The organism is Cohnella fermenti, from assembly GCF_004801405.1.
Classification (GTDB): Bacteria; Bacillota; Bacilli; order Paenibacillales; family Paenibacillaceae; genus Cohnella; species Cohnella fermenti.
Genome location: NZ_SSOB01000003.1, coordinates 263,622 through 282,848, shown reverse-complemented (window position 1 = coordinate 282,848; position 19,227 = coordinate 263,622). Strand labels below are relative to the sequence as shown.

Here is a 19,227-nt window from a genome sequence, read left to right as displayed (position 1 = left end):
TTTCCCCGAATGGACCCTATGATCCATTGTCCAGAGGCATGCCGGAAAGTCCAGTCCCTGATTCGATTTTCAAGGTGCAAAATGGCTGGAAATTTTTCGAGCGGCCTCCAGTCCCCTCGGGGACTGGAAATAGGCTCTTGAATGACTTCAAAACATACTATACGAGGAGGTATGGCGATGAAGGAGGAGATGTTGTTGGTGGGAATGTGACGCTAGAGGAGGGAAAGTGACGCTAGAGGAGGGAAAGTGTCGCTAGAGGAGGGGATGTGACGCTATGAGGAGAGGATGTCGTGGCGGATGCCAAGCTGACCTCGGTACGTTGCGCGCCTCTCCGGCCCAGTAAGCCCTCCCCCATCCCGTTCGCATCCCATCTCCGTCTCATCCCATCCCATCCTCATCTCCGGCCCATCCCGTCGCCGTCTCCGCGCATCGTCCCGCCGGTATTCGCCGCCAACGGTTTCCTCCTCCCCCCAAGCTCGTGTATACTGGTAAGCACTATCGACAGTACCGGAGGAGATTGACCGCATGACATCGTTGCCGGCACCTTATGTGGAACGCATCAAGCAGCAACTCGGAGAGGAGGCCGCTGCCTTCCTCGACAGTTACAGCTCGCCGAGAACGTACGGGTTGCGAATGAACCTTCTGAAGGCCGCCGAGTCTCCCGAAGCGTGCGCCGTCGTTCGGGCTCAGTTCGGCTTGAAGCCGGTGCCCTGGTGCGCGGAGGGCTGCTTCTACGAAGAGAGCGTCCGGCCGGGGAAGAACCCCTTCCATCAAGCCGGCCTCTACTATATCCAGGAGCCGTCCGCGATGATCGCCGCGGAGTTGCTCGATCCGCAGCCCGGCGAGATTGTGCTTGACCTCGCCGCCGCTCCGGGCGGCAAGACGACGCAGATCGCCGGCAAGCTGGCCGGACGAGGCCTGCTCGTCGCGAACGAGATTCACCCGGGCCGCGCCCGAATTCTAGCCGAGAACGTGGAGCGCCTCGGCATCCGCAACGCGGTCGTGGTGAACGCCGCGCCGGACGAGTTGTCGGCTCGCTGGCCGGAAGCGTTCGACCGCATTATGCTGGACGCTCCCTGCTCGGGGGAAGGGATGTTCCGCAAGGACGAAGGCGCAGCGGCCGAATGGTCTCCCGAGGCGGTTGACGTCTGCGTTCGCCGCCAACGGTCGATTCTGCCCGACGCCGCGAGGATGCTGAAGCCGGGCGGAAGGCTTGTCTATTCGACCTGCACGTTTAACCGCGCGGAGAACGAGGAGACGATCGCCTGGTTCCTCGGCGAATTCCCCGACTTCCGGCTGCTGCGGGAAGAGCGAATGTGGCCGCATCGGGGCGAAGGCGAAGGTCATTACGCCGCCGTGCTGGAGAAGCTTGCCGGCGAAGATGCGGAGCAGGCGGATGCCGAGCCGCGCTCCCGCGTTCAGCGCTCGCAGCCTGAACCGCGCCGCGCCAAGCCTTCGCCCCGGGCCGCTCAAGCCCGCCGGGGCGACCCCGCCGCCAGTCGGCTGACGGCGGCGCTCGAGCAGTTCCAACAGTTCGCGAGAGAAGCGCTGCCCGGCTTCGAGCTGCCGCCGGAAGGCGAGCCGCTGCTGTTCGGCGACGCCCTGTATTGGCTTCCGGTTCCCGCGGGAAGCCCGCTCTCGACTCACTCTCTCGGCGGACTGCGAACGCCCAGGCCGGGACTTCATCTCGGCGACGTTCTCCGAGGGCGGTTCGAGCCGAGCCACGCATTGGCGATGGCCGCTTCCGCGGGCGATGCCTCAAGAAGCGTCAACCTTGCGCCGGACAGCCCGCAAGCGGCCGCCTACCTGCGAGGCGAGAGTCTCCCCTCGCCCGAGCCGCCCATGAGAGGCTGGGGCCTCATAACAATCGCCGGCCTGCCGCTCGGCTGGTTCAAGGCAAGCGACGGCCAGCTCAAGAACCGTCTCCCCAAGGGATTGCGGCAGGTTTAAGCGAGTACGCCTCCTATGCATGCCTCCCGCTTCATGCGCCTCGCCGCCCTCTCCGCCGCCTCCCCGCACGCCGCAACATCCCCATCGTCCCCGTCTTCGCCCGCCCTGCCATGGGCATTTTCCTCAAAATCAGCCGAGCAAGGGCGGATGTCCAATCCGCCATGCTCTATTCTCATAAGATACAGTAGACCGAATGACGGGACACTACTTCCGAGCCCAGCTAGCACCCGTTTCGGCAACCAACAACACATTTCTTGAAGGAGGAATTTGCATGTCCGGTGTTGTCGGCGGCTACTATGCATCCGCAGCTTTCGTATTGGTCCTGTTCATCCTGCTTGTCATCATTCTCAAGGCTGGATACTGAGTTCGCTGAACTCTTCGGCCGCGGCGCAGAATCGAAGCCGACCCGCAGTTAACCCTGCGTCAATCTAAAAGAAGGACCGTCAGGGAATGTCTCCCTGACGGTCCTTTTCGGTTGGGACGTTCAGCCGAATTTTTATATGAATTTTCACATAGAATCCGGCATCCGAATCCAGCATCCGAATCCGGCATCCGGCGGCGGCATCGACGTCGCATCCTTCCTCGGCACCGCCAGTTGCCGGGGAACGCGCCGGCTCATCGGCCCATCGGCCCATCACCCAAGCAGCTTCTCAAGCACGACCGCCACGCCGTCCTCGTTGTTGGACAGCGTCACCTCGTCGGCCGCTTCCTTCACCGCATCCGGCGAATTGGCCACCGCCACGCCGTGCCCGGCATACGTCAGCATCCCGATGTCGTTGTAATAGTTGCCGATGGCCAGAATCTGCTCCCTCGGCACGCCGCGCAGCTTCGCCAGACTCTCCAGCGCCGTCCCCTTCGAAGCGGCAAGCGGCTGGACGTCCATGAAGAAGTCGCCGCTTCTCACCGTCTGCAGGTCGTGGCTCCACGCCGCCCAATCCCGCTCCAGCTCGTCCAGTTGCTCCTTCAGGGCGAAAATCGATATTTTCAGCGTGCAATCCGGAAGCCCCTCTGTCTTCGCATCGCGAACGATCGGAGTCACAAAGATGCGCTTGTACACCGCCGCCATCGTCTCGTCGAGGCTCTCCACATACAGCTCGAACGCCGTGTTCATGTCGAAGTGGTACCTTCGCTCGCGGCAATAATCCAGGTAGCGCTCCACCAGCTCCGGCGGGATGACCGATTGATGAAGCACCTCCCTCGTGCGGCTGTCCACCACACAAGCGCCGTTGTGCGTAACGACCGTGCCCTCCAGACCGAGCTGCTCCAGCATCGGCAGCGTGCTTGTCGTCCCTCGGCCCGTGCACAGAACGATCTCCGCTCCTTGCTCCGCCGCCGCCCGAACCGCCGCACGCACGCGGGGCCGCAATTCGTGATGGTCGTCGATCAGCGTTCCGTCCACGTCCAATGCGATGATGCGATAATTCATGATTCCGAGGACTCCTTCCGGTATTCCCGCAATGCGGTCACTTCATCTTCCGTCAACTCGCGCCACTGCCCGGCCTCCAGCGACTCGTCCAGAGACAGCGGCCCCATCGCCACCCGCCTCAGGTACAGCACCCTCTTGCCCGCGGCCTCGAACATCCTCTTCACCTGGTGGTACTTGCCCTCGCGAATCGTCAGTTCGATCCAGCTCAGCGGACGCCCCGCCACAATCGCCTCCTCAAGCTCCGGCCCTCTCAGCGCCGCGACCTTGCCCATTCGTTCCACAGCGCCCAGCGCCTCGGGATGATCGGGAACCCTCCCGCCCTCCCCGACCGCCAGCACAAGCAATTCGGCCGGAAGCGTCCGATAGCCGTCATCAAGCGTCACCCCGTTGTGGAAAAGAAGGGCTTCGGACTCGCCGACATGGCCTTCGACCAGAGCCCGGTATGTCTTGGGCACGTGTTTGCGCGGAGAGAGGAGGTCATGCGAGAGCTTGCCGTCGTTCGTGAGCAGCAGCAGGCCTTCGGTATCCTTGTCCAGCCTGCCGACAGGGAAGGGCGCGAAGACGTTCATCTCCTCGTCCAGCAGATCCAGCACAACCAGGTCGCGGCGGTCCTCCGTCGCGGACACGTAGCCGGCCGGCTTGTTGAGCAGCACGTAGACCGTATCGCGATACGCAATCCTCGCCCCGTCCAGGTACACCTCGTCCGCCGCCGGATCGATCTGCATGCCGGGGTCCTTCGCCCGCTGGCCGTTCACCGCAATCGCGCCTTGCTTCACAAGCAGCTTGATTCCGCTCCTCGTTCCGTAGCCGAGATTTCCGAGCATTTTGTCAAGCCGCATCGTCTTCTTCATGCCAAGCTCCTCCCTGCTTTCGCGATCCGCTTCTTCATATCCATCGCCAGCCGGGGAGCAGCTCGTTCTTCAGAATCGTCCCGTCCCAGCGGCCCCAGCCGGCCGGGAAGCCGTCGATGCAGACAAGCGTCCAGCCGCGGCCCGGCGCCGGCTCCCCGTCCGTGCCGACGATCGCCGCAGGCTCCGGCTGCAGCGTCTCGCCCTTCATGTAGCGCAGCGCGTCGCCATCGCCGCTTCGCAGCCGAAGCGACAGCGCCGCATCCTCCATCCGCAGCCCCATCGCCAGTGCCTGCGAAGGCTCGAACCGATGCTTCGTCGCGGAGCCGAGCAGCAGCCCCGGCCGCACCGCGTTCAGCCGCCCGAGGTCCGGCAGCTCTTCCGGCTGCAGGTACAACTGCTCCCCGCGCCGATACAGCGTGCCGCGCGGCCGCCAGCCGGGCAGCGTCGTCTTCGCGAAGGCGAGCAGCTTGTCCCGCGGGTCGTCCTCGGCCGAGGTAGCAGGCCCCTTCCCGGCAGTTCCCTTCCCGGCCGGCTTCTTGCCGCGCGGCGAGGCCTCTCCCCGGCCCGGCCGCTTCGCTGCGGCCGCGATCGCCGGCGGGGCGGGCAGCGGCGGGAATTGCCAGTCTCCGTCATTCGCCGGAGCAACCGACTCTCCCGCTTCCGCACCCGGCTCCGGGCGCCGCACAAGCAGCGCGGCGTAATGCCCTTCGCCGCGAGCCCGATGCGGCCACACGCGCACCGTGCCCGCAAGCTGCGCCAGCCGCTCCTCCGGCAGGCCGAACGTGTCCTCCGCCGCCAGCCAGTCCGGCCTGCCGGGGGCGAGCCCCCACTCGGGCGGCGCCTCCAGCGGAACCACGTCGAAGTCCGGACGCTCGCTCAGCAGCCGCGCGACGGACAGCTCGTTCTCCTTCGGCGAGAACGTGCAGGTCGAATAGAGCAGCTTGCCGCCGGGAGCGACCAGCTTCGCCGCTTCGCGCAGAATCGCCTCCTGCATGGCGGCGCAGCGCTCGACCGAATGCCGCTCCCACTCGCGGATCATGTCCTCGTCCTTGCGGAACATGCCTTCGCCGGAGCAGGGCGCGTCCACCAGAACGCGGTCGAAGAAGTCTCCGAACGCGGCGGCCAGCGCGGCCGGTTCCTCGTTCGTGACGATCGCATTCGCCATGCCCGCGCGCTCCGTGTTCTTCGCGAGCGCCTTCGTCCGCTCCGCCGCGTTGTCGTTCGTCACGAGCAGGCCGCGTCCCGCAAGCTTCGCGGCAAGCTGCGTCGACTTGCCTCCCGGAGCGGCGCACAGGTCGAGCACCCGATGGCCCGGGCGCACGTCCAGCAGCTCGGCGGGCAGCATCGCGCTCGGCTCCTGGATATAGTACAGGCCCAAGTAATAGTGAAGATGCTTGCCGGGGCGATCCTCTTCCCCGATGTAGACGCCGCCCGCCGCCCACGGAATCGGGTCCGCCGTCCGTCCCGCGCTCCCGAAGCCGGCACGGCCGTCATCGCGGAACCGCTCCTCGTATTCCGTCAGGCCGAGCTTCAAGCCGTTTATGCGAAGACCGGCTGTCCGGGGCTGTGCGTACGTTGCGAAGAACGCGTCCGCCTCGCCCTCCAGCAGCGATCTCATCGTGTTCTTGAATTTATCCGGAAGCCGCATCCGCTCCGTCTGCCTCCTTGCGGGCCTGGCCCGTCATGTCCGCCTCCAACAGGGAAGCAACCGAAGCCATCGGCTCCGGTTGCCCCCGCATTCCCTTACTCGGCCGATCCCTTCCGTGCGCGCAGAAGCGCCTCCTGGACCTCGCCCGACAGCTCGGTGATGCCCCAGATGTCCTCCTGCTCCCACAGCTCGTTGAAGCGAAGCTGGAACTGCGCCGCCTCGCGGACGCGCCGGAAGAAGTAGAGCCCCTGGATGTCGTTCAGCACCTTGCGGACGATGCCGCTCTTGCCTTCGAAGTCCTGCTGGGCGTCGACGATCTCCTGCCGGATCTTCGACATCTCCTCGTCGAGCTTCGCCGCAGCTTCCGCCGCCCGGAACAGGCGCTCCTTCACGTCTTCGGGAAGCTTCTCTTTATATTTGTAGTTCAGCGAATGCTCGATCGTCGCCCAGAAGTTCATCGCGAGCGTCCGGATCTGAATCTCGGCGAGCACCGGCATCGAGCCGATCGACGTCTGGATCGGGTATTCGACGATGATATGGTAGCTGCGATAGCCGCTGTCCTTGTAATGGGTAATGTAATCCTTCTCGTAGACGACCTTCATATCCTTGCGCATGCGCACGAGATCCGCCACCCGGTGAATATCCTCGACGAACTGGCACATGATGCGGATTCCGGCGATATCCTCGATGCCCGTCTCGATCTGGTCGAGCGGCACGCTCAGCCGCTTCGCCTTCTCCAAGATGCTCGAGATCTTCTTGACTCTTCCGGTCACGAATTCGATCGGAGCATACTCGTCCCGGGCCTTAAGCTCGGTGCGGAGGCCCTTGTATTTGATCTTAAGCTCCTCTACCGCCTGCTGGTAAGGGAGCAAAAACTTGTTCCAATCCCTGCCGTCCATTCCGGTTGCTCCTTTCCGTTCCAATTAACGGTGGTCGGCTCCCACGGCTTCCTCGACGCGCCCGAAGCCGTCTCTTCTCAGAAGCTCGCGAAGACCTCCGGCGATCTCCTTGACGACCCCGGGCCCCTTGTAGATCATCGCCGTGTACACCTCGACGAGGCTGGCTCCCGCACGGATCTTGTCGTACGCATCCCGGGCGGTGAAGATGCCTCCCGAGCCGATGATCGGCAGCTTGCCTTCCGTCAGCGAGTACAGCGACCGGACGACCTCGGTCGAGCGCTCCGTCAGCGGACGGCCGCTGAGGCCCCCCGATTCCTTGGCGTTCGGGTGCGTCAGCCCGTCGCGTCCGATCGTCGTGTTCGTCGCGATGATGCCGGCCATGCCGCTCGTCTTGATCGCTTCCGCCATATAAGCCAACTGCGTCTCGTCGTTGTCCGGCGCGATCTTGACCAGAATCGGCTTCTCCGCTCCCCGCGCCGCCGCGGCTTGCTTGCGCATCTCGTCCTTGACCGCGTCCAGCAGCAGCTTAAGCTCGTCCCCGTGCTGAAGCTTGCGCAGGTCCGGCGTGTTCGGCGAGCTGATGTTCACCACGAAGAAGTCTCCGTACGCGTAGAGAAGGCGAACGCACTCGCGGTAATCGTCCGCGGCGTTCTCGTTCGGGGTGACTTTGTTCTTGCCGATGTTGACCGCAATCGGAATGCGCCGCTCCTTCAGCTTGGCGAGCCGCGCCGCCATCGCCTCCGCGCCTTCGTTGTTGAAGCCCATCCGGTTGACGAGCGCTTCGTCGGGAGGCAGGCGGAAGAGCCGCGGCAGTTCGTTGCCCGGCTGCCCCTTCGGCGTGACCGTTCCGACTTCCATGAAGCTGAGCCCGATCCGCGAGAAGCCTTCCACCGCCTTCGCATTCTTGTCCAATCCGGCAGCGAGCCCTACCGGATGCGCGAAGCGCAGGCCGAACAGATTAACGGCCAGCTCTTCCCGTTCGCGCACGCCCCACACGGCGGACAAGAACGAAGGAATTCCCGGAATCCGGGATGCCGAGCCCAGGCCGTCCACGACCAGATGATGGGCCGCTTCGGCATCCATTTTGAAGAAGAAGGGTTTGACCAATTTGTACATAAGAACGTCGAACATCCTTTCCGTCGCTGCGCTGCACGCAACCTCGCCAAGCGCTCAGCCGCAAAAACCTTTCGGCTATCAGTTTAGCCTTTTCTTCCGGAAAAGAAAAGGGAACATCGTCCATTCCTTCGCTTCGAACCTTTGCGGACATCTGGCTTTTTAGCCGGCAACCGTTTACAATAAAAACAGATTCGCTACTCTATATTCGGAGAAAGGTTGATCGCCGTGAGCCACGCCAAAAAAAAGCCGCCCGTCCTTCCTCATTCCAAACAGAAAGAAGAAGTCAACAAGCGGGCTCTGATATGGGTCGGCGCCGCCATCGCCGTCGTCGTTGTCGTCGTGGCGGTGCTCTTGATCATGGACATCTAGTCGTTTAATTCAGCCATTCATACTTCTTATTCGGGTTTGTCTCGTCCTGCGAAGGCGGAAGGCGGAATCTCTCCGTCGGCGTTCGCAGCTCCTGAGGCAAGCCTTTTGCCGTTATCGTCACCTTCGTCCCGAGCGAGGCGAGGTCGTACAGCTCCTCCAAGTCCTCCTTGGCCATCCGGATGCAGCCCTTCGACTCGTCCTTCCCGATGCTGTCCGGATCGTCGGTGCCGTGAATCGCATACAGCGTGTCGGACAGCGTCATGCCCCGGCTGCCGAAGGCTCCGGTCGAAGTTCCGTTCGGGTTGCGCACCTTCTCGGTAATGTAGAACGTTCCCTCCGGCGTGCGCTCCGCGCCGAGCCCGACCTCGTAGTTGCGCAGCAGCACGTTCCCGCTCACAACCGCAAGGCGGTGCTTCGACTTGTCGACGATAATCTCGAGCGGCTGCTCCGCGAGCGGAGCGAGACTCCCGGACGGCTTGCCGCTTCCTTCCGCCGGTCCGCTCGCTGCGGGCCAACCCGCGGCGGCAGGGAGCTTGCCGTCCACCTTCGTCAGCTCCTCGCTCAGCTCGGCGAACCAGGCTTCCATCCGTTCGTTCCAGCCCGCGACGGAATTGTTCGGGTAAGCCGCCGCCAACTGTTCGCCGGAAGCCGGCCACTTCCCCGTTCTCGTCTTGTACAGATTGATCGCCGAACGCAGCACCAGCTTCTCTTCCTGGAGCGGCTTCCACACCGCAACCGCCTGTCTGGCTGCGGCGTTGTCCGCGCCTTGACCGGCCTGACACGGGCACCAGCCCGAAGCGAACCAATCAACCGCCGCTTCCCCTTCTCCGGAAGCCGCCTCCACCTCGGCCAGCGGCAAGCCGCTGCGCTGCCAGTCCGTCCACTTGCCCGCCAGCACCGGCGTCTGCACGAGCAGGGACACGGACGGGCTCCCGTTGCCCTGCTTGCTGTCCGCCAGCAGCAGACGGCCCAGCGTCAGCGCTCCGTCCGTCTGCGCGTCGGCGGCCCCCGCGACATAAGCCAGCCGCTTCTCCGCCGCCTTGCCGCCATCGCCGCCGCTCGCGCTTCCGCCCGTCTTGCCTCCGGCAGGCGCCGCCTTCGTCCCCGTGGGCTTCGCGGGCTCGGCTTGCCCCGCTTCCGGCGATGGCGTCCCCGTCCCCGTCTCCGCGCCGGCCGCCAACTCCGCCTGCTTTGCCGGAGCGGCCGCTTCCTCGCCGGCGACCGCAGCGCCGACTCCCGTCAGCAGCAGCAGGACGCCCGCGATTATCCAGCCGCGCAGGCGCCGCTTCCTGCCTGCGGCGCGCCCGGCGCCGTCCGAGTCCGTCGGCCTTCCGGCGCTGCGAAGCGGATTCTCCTTCGATTCGAACGCTTCGTACACGGCGCCCGCCTGCGCGAAGCAGTAGTTGGCCTTGCCTTCTTCCCCCTTGGCCGCGTACTGCTTCCCGAGCAGATACCACGCCATCTCATTGTTCTCGTGCTTTAGCAAGTAATCCTTCATGGGCAGAGAATCGCCCAGCTCCGGACTGTGCTCGTAGAATTCGTCGATCAGCTTCTCCAGCTTGTCGTCCTGGCTCACGTCCGTGCTCCTTCCGGCTTCGATAAGTTGGACAGGATGGGATGAGACGGATAAGTGGGAACGGGCAGGTTCCTTACTTGTCCCTTATGTCGTATATCGGTCCGGAGTGCCGGATATTAAAGCGAAGGAAGACCTACAACCTCGTAGATCCGGATCGGCTGCGACTTGCCTTTGAACATTTTCTCCCCGGCGTCTTCGTAGAGGAAGTGCTCCTTGGTCTGCTCATAGACGGCTTCGGACACCATGATCTGCCCCGGCTTCGTCGAGGATTCGATGCGCGCCGCAATGTTGACGTTATCGCCGATTGCCGTGTAATCGACGCGCAGGTAAGAGCCGATATTGCCGACAACGACTCCCCCCGTATTGATTCCGATGCCCACGTTCACCTCGCAGCCGTACTTCTCCCGAATCTGCTCGCGGATGACGTTCATGCCCTGCTGGATCTCGTAGGCGGTCTTCACGGCAAGACGCTCGTGCTCGGCGACGTCGAGCGGCGCGTTAAACAGAATCATCGCGGCGTCCCCGATGAACTTGTCGATCGTGCCCTGGTTGGCGAGCGTCGTCTGCGTGATCATGTTGAACATCGTATTGAGCGTATCGACGAGCTCGGGCGGAGACAGCTTCTCGGACAGCGGGGTGAAGCCGCGGATATCGAGGAACAGAATCGTAATATGCTTCGAATTGCCGCCGAGCTCGATGTCCATATCCTTCGAGACAATCTCCTTGACGAGGTCGGGGGAGATGTAGCGGCCGAATTGGCGCGTCACGAAGCTCTTCTGCGAGCTCTCAAGGTACGACTTCAGCGAGACGTTGACGAGATAGGCAAGCGTCATCGCCAGGACGGCGTAGACGATATTGGCGTGAATCCGCTCCGTGTCGTACAGCAGCCGCTGCCCGTACATGACGCCGAGCACAACGGCCAGGAAGAGCAGAATCGAGAAGACGTTCTTGAGCTTCCAAGGGATGAAGATAAACAGCCCGAACAGCAGCAGCGTGAGCAGAATAACGGCCCAATCCGGCGCGAAGCCGACTTCGGTCCCGCTCAGCATCTGGTTGATAATGTTCGCATGGACGTACACGAGCCTCATATGCTTGCTGATCGGCGTCGTCCCCGAGTCCTGCCCGCTCTCGTCGGAGAGGCCGGCCGCCGTGAAGCCGACGAGCACGATCGAGTCCTTGAACACGGACGGATCGATCTCTCCGTACAGCACCTGGCTGAACGGAACCGTGATGACGTCCTCCGGCACGATCTGGTAGTCGATCGTCATCGTATTCTTCGCGACCGCTTTGCCGTCGAACCGCTTGCCTGGATCGGTCAGCCCGTCGTACTTCGCCAGGTCCGCCCCCGCCATTCCCGCGGCGACATAGGCGAGCGAAGGAAGGACCTCCCCGTCTTCCTGCGACTGCACCTTGAGCCACGTCTGACGAATGACGCCGTCCACGCTGACGACGCGATTGATATTGGCCAGATGAGCATAGTCAGAGAACGCGGCAATCGGCTTCTCGAAGCGGACCGCGCCGGGGTATTCGTCCGGATGCAGCGTTGTCGTATTGTCGAAGTCGCCCTCCATCACTCCGATAACAGGCAGGATAACATTGTCATAGGCGGCCAATGCCTCGGAGAACGCGGCGTCGCTGTCCGGATCGGACTCCTCGTTGAACACGATATCGAAGCCGATCGCCTTCGGCTCGTTGCCGGGCTGGTTGAGCATGTCCAGGAACGGAGCGTAGACGGCCCGGTCCCACGGGAATCGCCCCAGCTCCTGCAGCGATTCGTCATCGATCGCAACAACGACGATATCATGGGCATAATGATCCGCCGCCCGCTTCATCCCACTGTCGAAAATCATATTGTCGATAGACTGAAGCGCCCGAAGCTGGTAAACGACAAACAGGACAAACAGGAAGATAATGTTGAGGACGATGGCGATTCGTTTGATCTTCTCTCTCAATGATTTTCCCACCCTATGAGATCATGGCAATTCGTTCCTATTATAGCTTATCGAGCATGTAATTTGGGGGGAAATGTCGGATCGAGCGCATTCCCGCAATCTCCGCTCATTCCCGCGCCGGCCCGCATTCCCGCAATCTCCCCGCCGTGCATCTCGCCCCCTGATCCGATGGCTGCTGCGATTTGATGCGTTTTATATGAAATTACACATTCATCGGCCGAGATTTCGAGGGGATCGCGTCGTTTTATGTGATTTTTAGCATACATATGGCGATTCGTCCCGGAAATTCCTCCATATATGCTATTTTTCACATAGAATCGGCTAAACCGCCCGCCCCGCGCTGAACGAATGTGAAATTTCACATATATTTAGCGCAGGGCGGCAGCGGCGCATAAAAAACCTCCCCAAGGCGATAAGCCTTGGGGAGGTCGTCACGCTTCTGCAAGCATCCTCTTGGAGCCACTTGCGATCCGCTTAGTTATTGAACGCTGTGTCGGCCACTTTGATGGAATCGGTCGGGCATCCGTCGCAAGCATCCTGCAGATCGTCGTACAGGTCTTCCGGAATTTCCGTCGTGCCGTGATTGCCATCGCCTTGGAAGATAACTTCGGCCAAGCCCTCGTCGTCGTAATCGTAGATGTCGGGGGCAGTCGCTCCGCATGCGCCGCATGCGATGCAGGTGTCCTTGTCCACGTAAGTAAATTTAGCCATTGCAGATCCTCCTTAACTCGGTTACAACACAAAGTACGGCATAGAAAGAGTACTTCTGTTGTCCAATATAATATAAAACAACGATTTGATCAAACGAATTTGCAGATCGTACCAAAGCCGTTCCGCGCTTAATAATCGTTCTCATTCAAGGGATCTTTGTCTCTTAGAAAATCGGTCTGGAGCGACGTTCCGCGCAGCTTCTTGTTGCGGATGAGCGAGGACGGATCGTCGGTCAGCATTCCTGCGGTGAGCACGGCCGATTCCCCGTATTTGTCGCGAAGCCGGTCCATCACCTTGTTCAGCTCCTCCTTGCGCGGGGCCTCCTCGTAGCTGAACAGATCGAGCTGAACGGGCGTGGTCTTCTTCTCCGACAGCCCCTGAAGCGTGATGCCGAGCAAGCGCACCGGCTGCCCGCTCTTCCAATGCCGATCCATGAGGCTGCAGGCGACGCGGTACACCTCGTCCGTCGATTCCGTCGGGGCGTCCAGCGTCGTCGCCCGGGTGATCGTCTTCATGTCCGGGTCCCGGATCGTGATGGACACGGTCGAGCTGAGCATTCCATGCTTGCGCAGCCGGCGCGTCGTCTGGTCCGCGAGATTCAGCAGCACATGGCGGTACTGCTCCCGCTCGGTCAGGTCCGCGGGCAGCGTCGTCGTGTGGCCGATCGACTTCGCCGCCTCCCGCTCCGGTTCGACGGGGGAATTGTCGATGCCGTTCGCGGCTCGCTTCATCCATTCCCCATATACCCCGAACTTATCCGCGAGCATCTTCGCATCCGCATTCGCAAGCTGGCCGATCGTCCGGATGTTCATCCTCTCCAGCTTCTCCGCCGACTTCTTGCCGATGCCGAACAACGTCTGGCAAGGCTTATCCCACAGAAGCGCGGGAACGTCGCGCCGGCGCAGGACGGTGATCGCATTCGGCTTGCGCATATCCGACGCCATCTTGGCGAGCAGCTTGTTCGGCGCGATCCCGATCGAGCAAGGCAGGCTCAGATCCTCGCGGACCCGCCGCTGGATCTCGTCCGCAATCTCGAGCGGCGTGCCGAATTGCCCGCTGCCGGTAATATCCATATAGCACTCGTCGATCGACATCGCCTCGACGAGGGGAGTGTAGCTGCGGCTGATCCGGAGGAACGCCTTGGAATAGCGCCGGTACAGGTCGAAGTCCGGGCGGATGAGCAGCAGCTCCGGACAGAGGTTCTGCGCCTGCCGGACCGTCATGCCCGTCCGGACGCCGCGGGCGCGGGCTTCGTACGAGCTCGTGACGACGATGCCCTTGCGCATCTCGACGCTTCCGGCGACGGCGGTCGCCTTACCTTTGTATATGCCGGGCTCTTCGGCGGCGTGCACAGAGCAATAGAAGGCGTTCATATCCATATGAAGAATGACCCGGCCGTTCCGCTTGCCCTCCATCCGAACCGCCTCCAAGCTCTGATCGTCGTTATCGTCTTCTAATTATACGAACAAACGAGCGCATTCGGCAAGGCGTTCCGGTTCGAATGAAGCTTAAGTTCGGCGCCCCCGACCGCAATTTGCACGAATGCCAATCTTGGAATGACTATAATTCATCCGCTTCCAACCTCTACTTTTGTATGCAGACATGTTATAATATTGGGGATGATTCAGTTATAAGGAACACAGGGTAGGAGGCATCACGTACTTCATGACCACTTCAATCAGCATCTTCGACACGACTCTCCGCGACGGCACGCAGGGAGAAGGCATCAGCCTTACCGCGGAGGACAAACTTAAGATCGCCCTGAAGCTCGACGCGCTGGGCGTTCACTATATCGAAGGCGGCAACCCCGGAAGCAACAGCAAGGACATCGAGTTCTTCCGCCGGGCCCGGGAGATGAATCTGCGCGCCAAGCTGACCGCCTTCGGCAGCACCCGCCGGAAGAACAGCAACTGCGAGCAGGACGTCAACCTGAAGCACCTGATTGAATCGAAGGCGAGCGCCGCTACCCTGGTGGGCAAGTCCTGGGACTTCCACGTTCATACCGCCCTGCAGACGACGCTCGAAGAGAATCTGGCGATGATCTACGAATCGATCGCTTATCTGAAGCGGCACCAGATGGAGGCCGTGTTCGATTCCGAGCACTTCTTCGACGGCTACAAGGCGAATCCGGAATATGCGCTCTCCGCGCTTGCCAAGGCGAAGGAAGCCGGCGCCGACTGGATTGTGCTGTGCGACACGAACGGCGGCACGCTGCCGACCGAGGTTCATGAGATCGTCACGAAGGTATGCAGCGTCATCGACGCCAATATCGGCATTCATACGCATAACGACTGCGAGCTGGCCGTCGCGAACACGCTCGCCGCCATCAACGCCGGCGCCCGCCAGGTGCAGGGGACGATCAACGGCTATGGCGAGCGGTGCGGCAACGCGAACCTGTGTTCGATCATTCCCACTCTGCAGCTTAAGATGAATTACAGCGTCGTCAGCGACGAGCAGTTGAAGTCGCTGACCAGCGTCTCCCGCTACGTCAGCGAGATCGCCAACATGGTGCAGCCGGTCAACCAGCCGTACGTCGGCAACGCGGCCTTCGCGCACAAGGGCGGCATTCACGTCTCCGCCATCCTGAAGGACTCGAAGACGTACGAGCACATCTCTCCGGAGCTCGTCGGCAACAAGCAGCGCGTGCTCGTGTCGGAGCTCGCCGGACAGAGCAACATCCTGTCCAAGGCCCAGGAGCTCGGCCTCGACGTGGATGCGATCTCCAAGTCCCGCGACATTATCGAACGGGTCAAGGAACTTGAGCACCAAGGCTACCAATTCGAAGGCGCCGACGCATCGCTCGAGCTTCTTCTTCGCGACGCGTCCGGGAACGAGGAGAGCGCGTTTACGATCGAATCGTTCAAGATTCTGTGCGAGAAGTCGGAAGCGAACATGGTGACCGAAGCGATCGTCCGCGTGCGGGTGAACGGCCAGCAGGTGTACACGATCGCGGAAGGCAACGGGCCGGTCAACGCTCTCGACAACGCGCTTCGCAAGTCGCTTGTCCAATTCTACCCGAGCATCGCCGACATTCACCTGACCGATTACAAGGTGCGGGTGCTCGACGAGAAGGACGCGACGGCGGCGAAGGTGCGCGTTCTGATCGAGTCGTCGGACTTCAACGATACGTGGAGCACGGTAGGCGTGTCCTCGAACGTAATCGAAGCCAGTTGGGAAGCGCTGCTGGACAGCATTCGCTACGCCTTGCTCGGCAAGAAGAGCAGCGGCTCCCTCGAGCAGTGGCCGGAGTCGGTCGGCCTCAGCAACCACTGATCGACTCCGCTCCGCCAGACACAGCAAGAGCCCCTGTCCCGCGATGCCTTCCCCAGCAAGGGAAGCGCACCCGCGACAAGGGCTTTTGTTCGTGCCTTCAAGCTCTCACATCTTCACATTGTCACATCTTCACGGTTTCCCGCCTTCACGCCCGCAACACGCGCTTAAGCGCCGACGACCTCGTCCAGCATTTTCTCCCACTTCTCCAGCGGCTGCACGCCCTCGATCCGCTCCCGGACGACGCCCTGCTTGTCGATAATAAAGCTGATCGGATAGGAGAACACCTTGTAATCGTCGCCAACCTTGCCGTCCTTGTCCATCATGACCGGGAAGTCGATCTCCTTCTCCTTCACGAAGTCCTTCGCGCCGCGCACCGTATCGTACTTGGTCGCGTTCACCGCGTAGAGATCCACCTGATCTCCGTACTTCTCGTGAATCGTCTGCAGATCGGGGGCTTCGAGATCGCAAGGGCCGCACCAGGAAGCCCAGAAGTTGACGATCAACACCTTGTCCCTCTCCCCGCCGACCTTATACGTTATACTGTCATCGATCGAGGACAGCTCGAACGCCGGAGCGAGCGAGCCGGGAACCGGAGATGGCTTCATGTCCGCCCCGGCGGCTGCCGCCGCGCCCGGATTCGCCTCATCCTGCTTGTCGCTGCCCGCGGCATTCCATAACACGATCGCGATGACAGCGAGGAAAACCGCGATAACGATAATCTGATTGCGCTTCATGGCTGTTCCTTCTTTCCTTGTCACTGTACCCTCTGGCGCTTCGCTCCTTATCTTACCCCATTTTCACGATTCGTTCCATATTAGTCAGGGCCTATTGCAAGGCAGAATGTACGGGAACGGGCATGGGCACATTATCTCTGTTCCGTAACCACATCTGTTGGAGGGAGTAGCCTCATGTCTTCATCCGCATCCGTGCCGCCTAACCGAGCCAAGCGCAAGCAAGCCTTCGCAAGCGAACCGGACGCCCGCACACGGCCCCGAGAAGCGAAGAACGCCGGCGCTAACGGGAAGCGGAAGAGCCGTACCCTGGAATATGTCGCCCTTGCGTCGGTCCCGCTTGTCCTTGTGCTTGGCAATTCCATGATCGTGCCGATCCTCCCGACGCTCAGCCGCGAACTCGGCATCAGCTCCTTCCGAAGCAGTCTGGTCGTCACCCTCTTCTCGTTAACCGCCGCGGTATTCATCCCTGTCGCCGGTTATTTGTCCGATCGCTTCAGCCGCAAGAGCGTCATTATCCCTGCGCTTATTATCTACGGAGGGGCCGGCATCCTGTCCGGATTCGCCGCAGTATGGCACAGCTATGCGATGCTGCTCGGAGCCAGGGCCATCCAGGGAATTGGCGCGGCAGGCACGACCTCGATCGCCATCGCGCTCGTCGGCGACCTCTACAAGGACGCGGAGGAGAGCAAGGCGCTCGGCTTGATCGAGGCTTCCAACGGGGCGGGCAAGGTCGTCAGTCCCATCCTCGGCTCCCTGTTCGCGCTGATCGTATGGTACGCAGCCTTCTTCTCCTTCCCGCTCTTCTGCCTGCTCGCCATTCTCGCCGTCGTCTTCCTGATCAAGGAGCCGAAGCGATCGGCCGAGCCGTTGCGTCTGAAGGAATATGTTCGGAAAATCAAGTCGGTGTTCGCCAGCAACGGAAGGTGGATGATCGTCACTTTCTGGACCGGGGCGGCCGCGATGTTCACCTTGTTCGGAGTGCTGTTCTTCCTCTCCAACATTCTCGAAGACGAGCCCTATCGCATCGCCGGCGTGACCAAAGGCTTCGTGCTTGCCATCCCGCTGTTCTTCATGGTAACGACCGCCTATGTCACCGGAAGCGTCATCCGCAAGAACGGGGTGCTCATCCGCTGGTTCATGAACATCGCCCTGGCGCTGATCGTCGTCTCGTACGCCTGCACGATCTGGTTCAACGACAACCTGTATGTTTTTATCGGACTGTTGAGCATTGGAAGCATTGGGACCGGTCTGCTGCTCCCCTGCCTGACGACGATGATCACCGGCGTTGTGGAGAGAGCCGAGCGGGGAATGATCACGTCCCTCTACAGCAGCTTGCGATTCCTTGGCGTTGCGCTCGGACCTCCGCTGTTCGGCTGGATGATGGGCATCTCGCACCGGACCGTCTTCCTCTCCGTCACGATACTGAGCTTCCTGACGCTGTGCGCGGTCTTCTTCTTCGTGAAGCCCGATAAACGCATTAAGTGAGGCGGGACCGTTGCGCGTCCCTTGCGCATCCTTCATACTGGTGTCAATGCTTGCCGGGATCAGGAGGAGATACGCACATGGAAGCGGGGACGAGGGGGCTGCTGCCGTCAGACCTAAGAGACGACTTGTACCGAACGTGCCGGAAGCGGCTTCCTTATGAATCGTGCGGCGCGATGATCGGAAGCCGAAGCGGCGGCGCGGTCAAGGTGACCGGCTTCCTGCTCGTTCGCAACATCGCCCCCGATCCTCGCGTCTCCTTCCGCTTCGATCCGGACGGGTGGCTGGCGGCATGTGCCCGAATGCAAAAAAACCAACGAGATATCGTCGGCGTGTGGCATTCCCATCCGTCCGGCCCCGCCCTTCCCAGCGTCCGGGACGCGGAAGGTTGGGACGGACACGGAACATATTGGATTGTCGGGCTTGAAGCCGGTCGGGCGGAGCTCCGCGCCTTCGTCAGGGAAGGGGCGGCGTGGCTCCCGCTCCCGATCGACTTCATCTAATGCCGGCTTAGATAGGCATAGAGGTCGCCCAAGGTTTGAACCTGCTTGCTCTGTATAATAGGAAGGAATCGGAACCACAGCTTGGCGGTCATGATCGAATCGTGCAGGGCATGGTGCCGCACGGTAACGTCGACACCGTACGTGTCCAGCACCTCGTCAAGCCCGTAGCTCTTCCGCTTCGGCTCGAGCCACTTGGCGACCATCATCGTGTCCAGCACGCGGTGAGTCAGATTGATCTTCGAGGTCCGCCACAATGCCGCGTTCAGGAACTGCTTGTCGTGTCCGCTGCCGTGGGCGATCAGGACTCGCTTCCCCGCGAAGTCGAGGAAGTCGTGCAGCCCCTGCATAAGGTCCGGAGCTTCCTCCGCCATCTCGTTCGTGATGCCGGTAAGCTCCGTAATATGCTTCGGAATTTTCCTTCTCGGATTGACCAACGTGTAGAACGGCTCCGCTTCTTGGAGCTCATCTCCCCGAATCAGAACGCCGCCGATCGACAGAATCTCGTCGCCGTTGTAGGGATTGAAGCCGGTCGTCTCCAGATCGAACACGACCGCCTCCATCTCCTTAAGAGACGTATCCAGCGCGGACTCCTTCCGCTGATCCCGCGACATGGAACGGATGAACGCCATCTGCTGGGCATTGGAGGAGCCGAGCATCGAAGCGATCGCAGGGGTAATTCCGCCCATCTTGTACAAGTGCCACATTCGCCCCATCGGGCTCTTCGGTTCTTTCACGCT

General features: G+C 61.5%; 18 protein-coding genes. 7 read left to right on the top strand and 11 right to left on the bottom strand.

All coding sequences use genetic code 11. The features are described 5' to 3' along the window. From E6C55_RS34130 to E6C55_RS04195, 3 genes are all read left to right on the top strand, one after another. Positions 1-230 (top strand): hypothetical protein (locus E6C55_RS34130; RefSeq protein WP_211093515.1); only part of this gene is annotated, 230 nt, incomplete at its 5' end. A 295-nt stretch (positions 231-525) separates the two neighbouring features. Beyond that, positions 526-1,950, top strand: coding sequence for an RsmB/NOP family class I SAM-dependent RNA methyltransferase (locus E6C55_RS04200; RefSeq protein ID WP_136368516.1), 1,425 nt, complete (start codon positions 526-528; stop codon positions 1,948-1,950). Between the two features lie 271 nt (positions 1,951-2,221). Continuing rightward, the gene (locus E6C55_RS04195; protein WP_136368515.1) at positions 2,222-2,314 is read left to right on the top strand and encodes a sporulation protein YjcZ; all 93 of its coding nucleotides are present in this window, start codon (positions 2,222-2,224) and stop codon (positions 2,312-2,314) included. 270 nt (positions 2,315-2,584) lie between these two features. Here E6C55_RS04195 and E6C55_RS04190 read toward each other — a convergent pair whose 3' ends face one another. From E6C55_RS04190 to E6C55_RS04170, 5 genes are all read right to left on the bottom strand, one after another. Further along, complete coding sequence (locus E6C55_RS04190; protein WP_136368514.1) at positions 2,585-3,376, bottom strand: Cof-type HAD-IIB family hydrolase; 792 nt, start codon at positions 3,374-3,376, stop codon at positions 2,585-2,587. Beyond that, a complete protein-coding gene (locus E6C55_RS04185) occupies positions 3,373-4,227 on the bottom strand; it encodes a pseudouridine synthase (protein ID WP_136368513.1) in 855 nt (284 codons plus the stop codon). Before E6C55_RS04185 ends, E6C55_RS04190 begins: the two co-directional genes overlap by 4 nt. 34 nt (positions 4,228-4,261) lie before the next feature. After that, positions 4,262-5,875: an RsmB/NOP family class I SAM-dependent RNA methyltransferase gene (locus E6C55_RS04180; protein WP_136368512.1), complete on the bottom strand. Its 1,614-nt coding sequence runs from the start codon at positions 5,873-5,875 to the stop codon at positions 4,262-4,264. Between the two features lie 95 nt (positions 5,876-5,970). Next, the gene (locus tag E6C55_RS04175; RefSeq protein ID WP_136368511.1) at positions 5,971-6,774 is read right to left on the bottom strand and encodes a GTP pyrophosphokinase; all 804 of its coding nucleotides are present in this window, start codon (positions 6,772-6,774) and stop codon (positions 5,971-5,973) included. A gap of 24 nt (positions 6,775-6,798) precedes the next feature. Continuing rightward, positions 6,799-7,890: a quinone-dependent dihydroorotate dehydrogenase gene (locus E6C55_RS04170; RefSeq protein ID WP_230986521.1), complete on the bottom strand. Its 1,092-nt coding sequence runs from the start codon at positions 7,888-7,890 to the stop codon at positions 6,799-6,801. A 225-nt stretch (positions 7,891-8,115) separates the two neighbouring features. Here E6C55_RS04170 and E6C55_RS33625 point away from each other — a divergent pair, with 225 nt between their 5' ends. Further along, entirely contained in the window at positions 8,116-8,259 is a 144-nt protein-coding gene (locus tag E6C55_RS33625; RefSeq protein ID WP_168735449.1) for a hypothetical protein, read from the top strand. A gap of 4 nt (positions 8,260-8,263) precedes the next feature. Here E6C55_RS33625 and E6C55_RS04165 read toward each other — a convergent pair whose 3' ends face one another. The 4 genes from E6C55_RS04165 to E6C55_RS04150 form a co-directional block, all read right to left on the bottom strand. Beyond that, positions 8,264-9,835: a L,D-transpeptidase gene (locus E6C55_RS04165; protein ID WP_136368509.1), complete on the bottom strand. Its 1,572-nt coding sequence runs from the start codon at positions 9,833-9,835 to the stop codon at positions 8,264-8,266. A 116-nt stretch (positions 9,836-9,951) separates the two neighbouring features. After that, positions 9,952-11,787 (bottom strand): CHASE2 domain-containing protein, encoded by a 1,836-nt coding sequence (locus E6C55_RS04160; protein WP_168735448.1) that lies wholly within the window; start codon positions 11,785-11,787, stop codon positions 9,952-9,954. A gap of 474 nt (positions 11,788-12,261) precedes the next feature. Then, complete coding sequence (locus E6C55_RS04155; RefSeq protein WP_136368507.1) at positions 12,262-12,498, bottom strand: ferredoxin; 237 nt, start codon at positions 12,496-12,498, stop codon at positions 12,262-12,264. Positions 12,499-12,626: 128 nt separating this feature from the next. Next, positions 12,627-13,913, bottom strand: a complete 1,287-nt coding sequence (locus E6C55_RS04150) for a DNA polymerase IV (protein ID WP_136368506.1) — start codon at positions 13,911-13,913, stop codon at positions 12,627-12,629. A 250-nt stretch (positions 13,914-14,163) separates the two neighbouring features. Here E6C55_RS04150 and cimA point away from each other — a divergent pair, with 250 nt between their 5' ends. Next, entirely contained in the window at positions 14,164-15,771 is a 1,608-nt protein-coding gene (gene cimA, locus E6C55_RS04145; protein ID WP_136368505.1) for a citramalate synthase, read from the top strand. Between the two features lie 164 nt (positions 15,772-15,935). On the opposite strand, the gene E6C55_RS04140 is transcribed toward cimA, so the two are convergent. Continuing rightward, positions 15,936-16,505, bottom strand: a complete 570-nt coding sequence (locus tag E6C55_RS04140) for a TlpA family protein disulfide reductase (RefSeq protein WP_136368504.1) — start codon at positions 16,503-16,505, stop codon at positions 15,936-15,938. A 174-nt stretch (positions 16,506-16,679) separates the two neighbouring features. Here E6C55_RS04140 and E6C55_RS04135 point away from each other — a divergent pair, with 174 nt between their 5' ends. Continuing rightward, entirely contained in the window at positions 16,680-17,990 is a 1,311-nt protein-coding gene (locus E6C55_RS04135; RefSeq protein WP_136368503.1) for an MFS transporter, read from the top strand. Positions 17,991-18,067: 77 nt separating this feature from the next. Then, entirely contained in the window at positions 18,068-18,490 is a 423-nt protein-coding gene (locus tag E6C55_RS04130) for a Mov34/MPN/PAD-1 family protein (protein WP_136368502.1), read from the top strand. On the opposite strand, the gene E6C55_RS04125 is transcribed toward E6C55_RS04130, so the two are convergent. Further along, positions 18,487-19,224 carry an exonuclease domain-containing protein gene (locus E6C55_RS04125; RefSeq protein WP_230986520.1) on the bottom strand — a complete coding sequence of 246 codons (738 nt, stop codon included), beginning with the start codon at positions 19,222-19,224 and terminating at the stop codon, positions 18,487-18,489. The two genes, E6C55_RS04130 and E6C55_RS04125, sit on opposite strands and share 4 nt — an antisense overlap. Positions 19,225-19,227 lie beyond the last annotated feature (3 nt).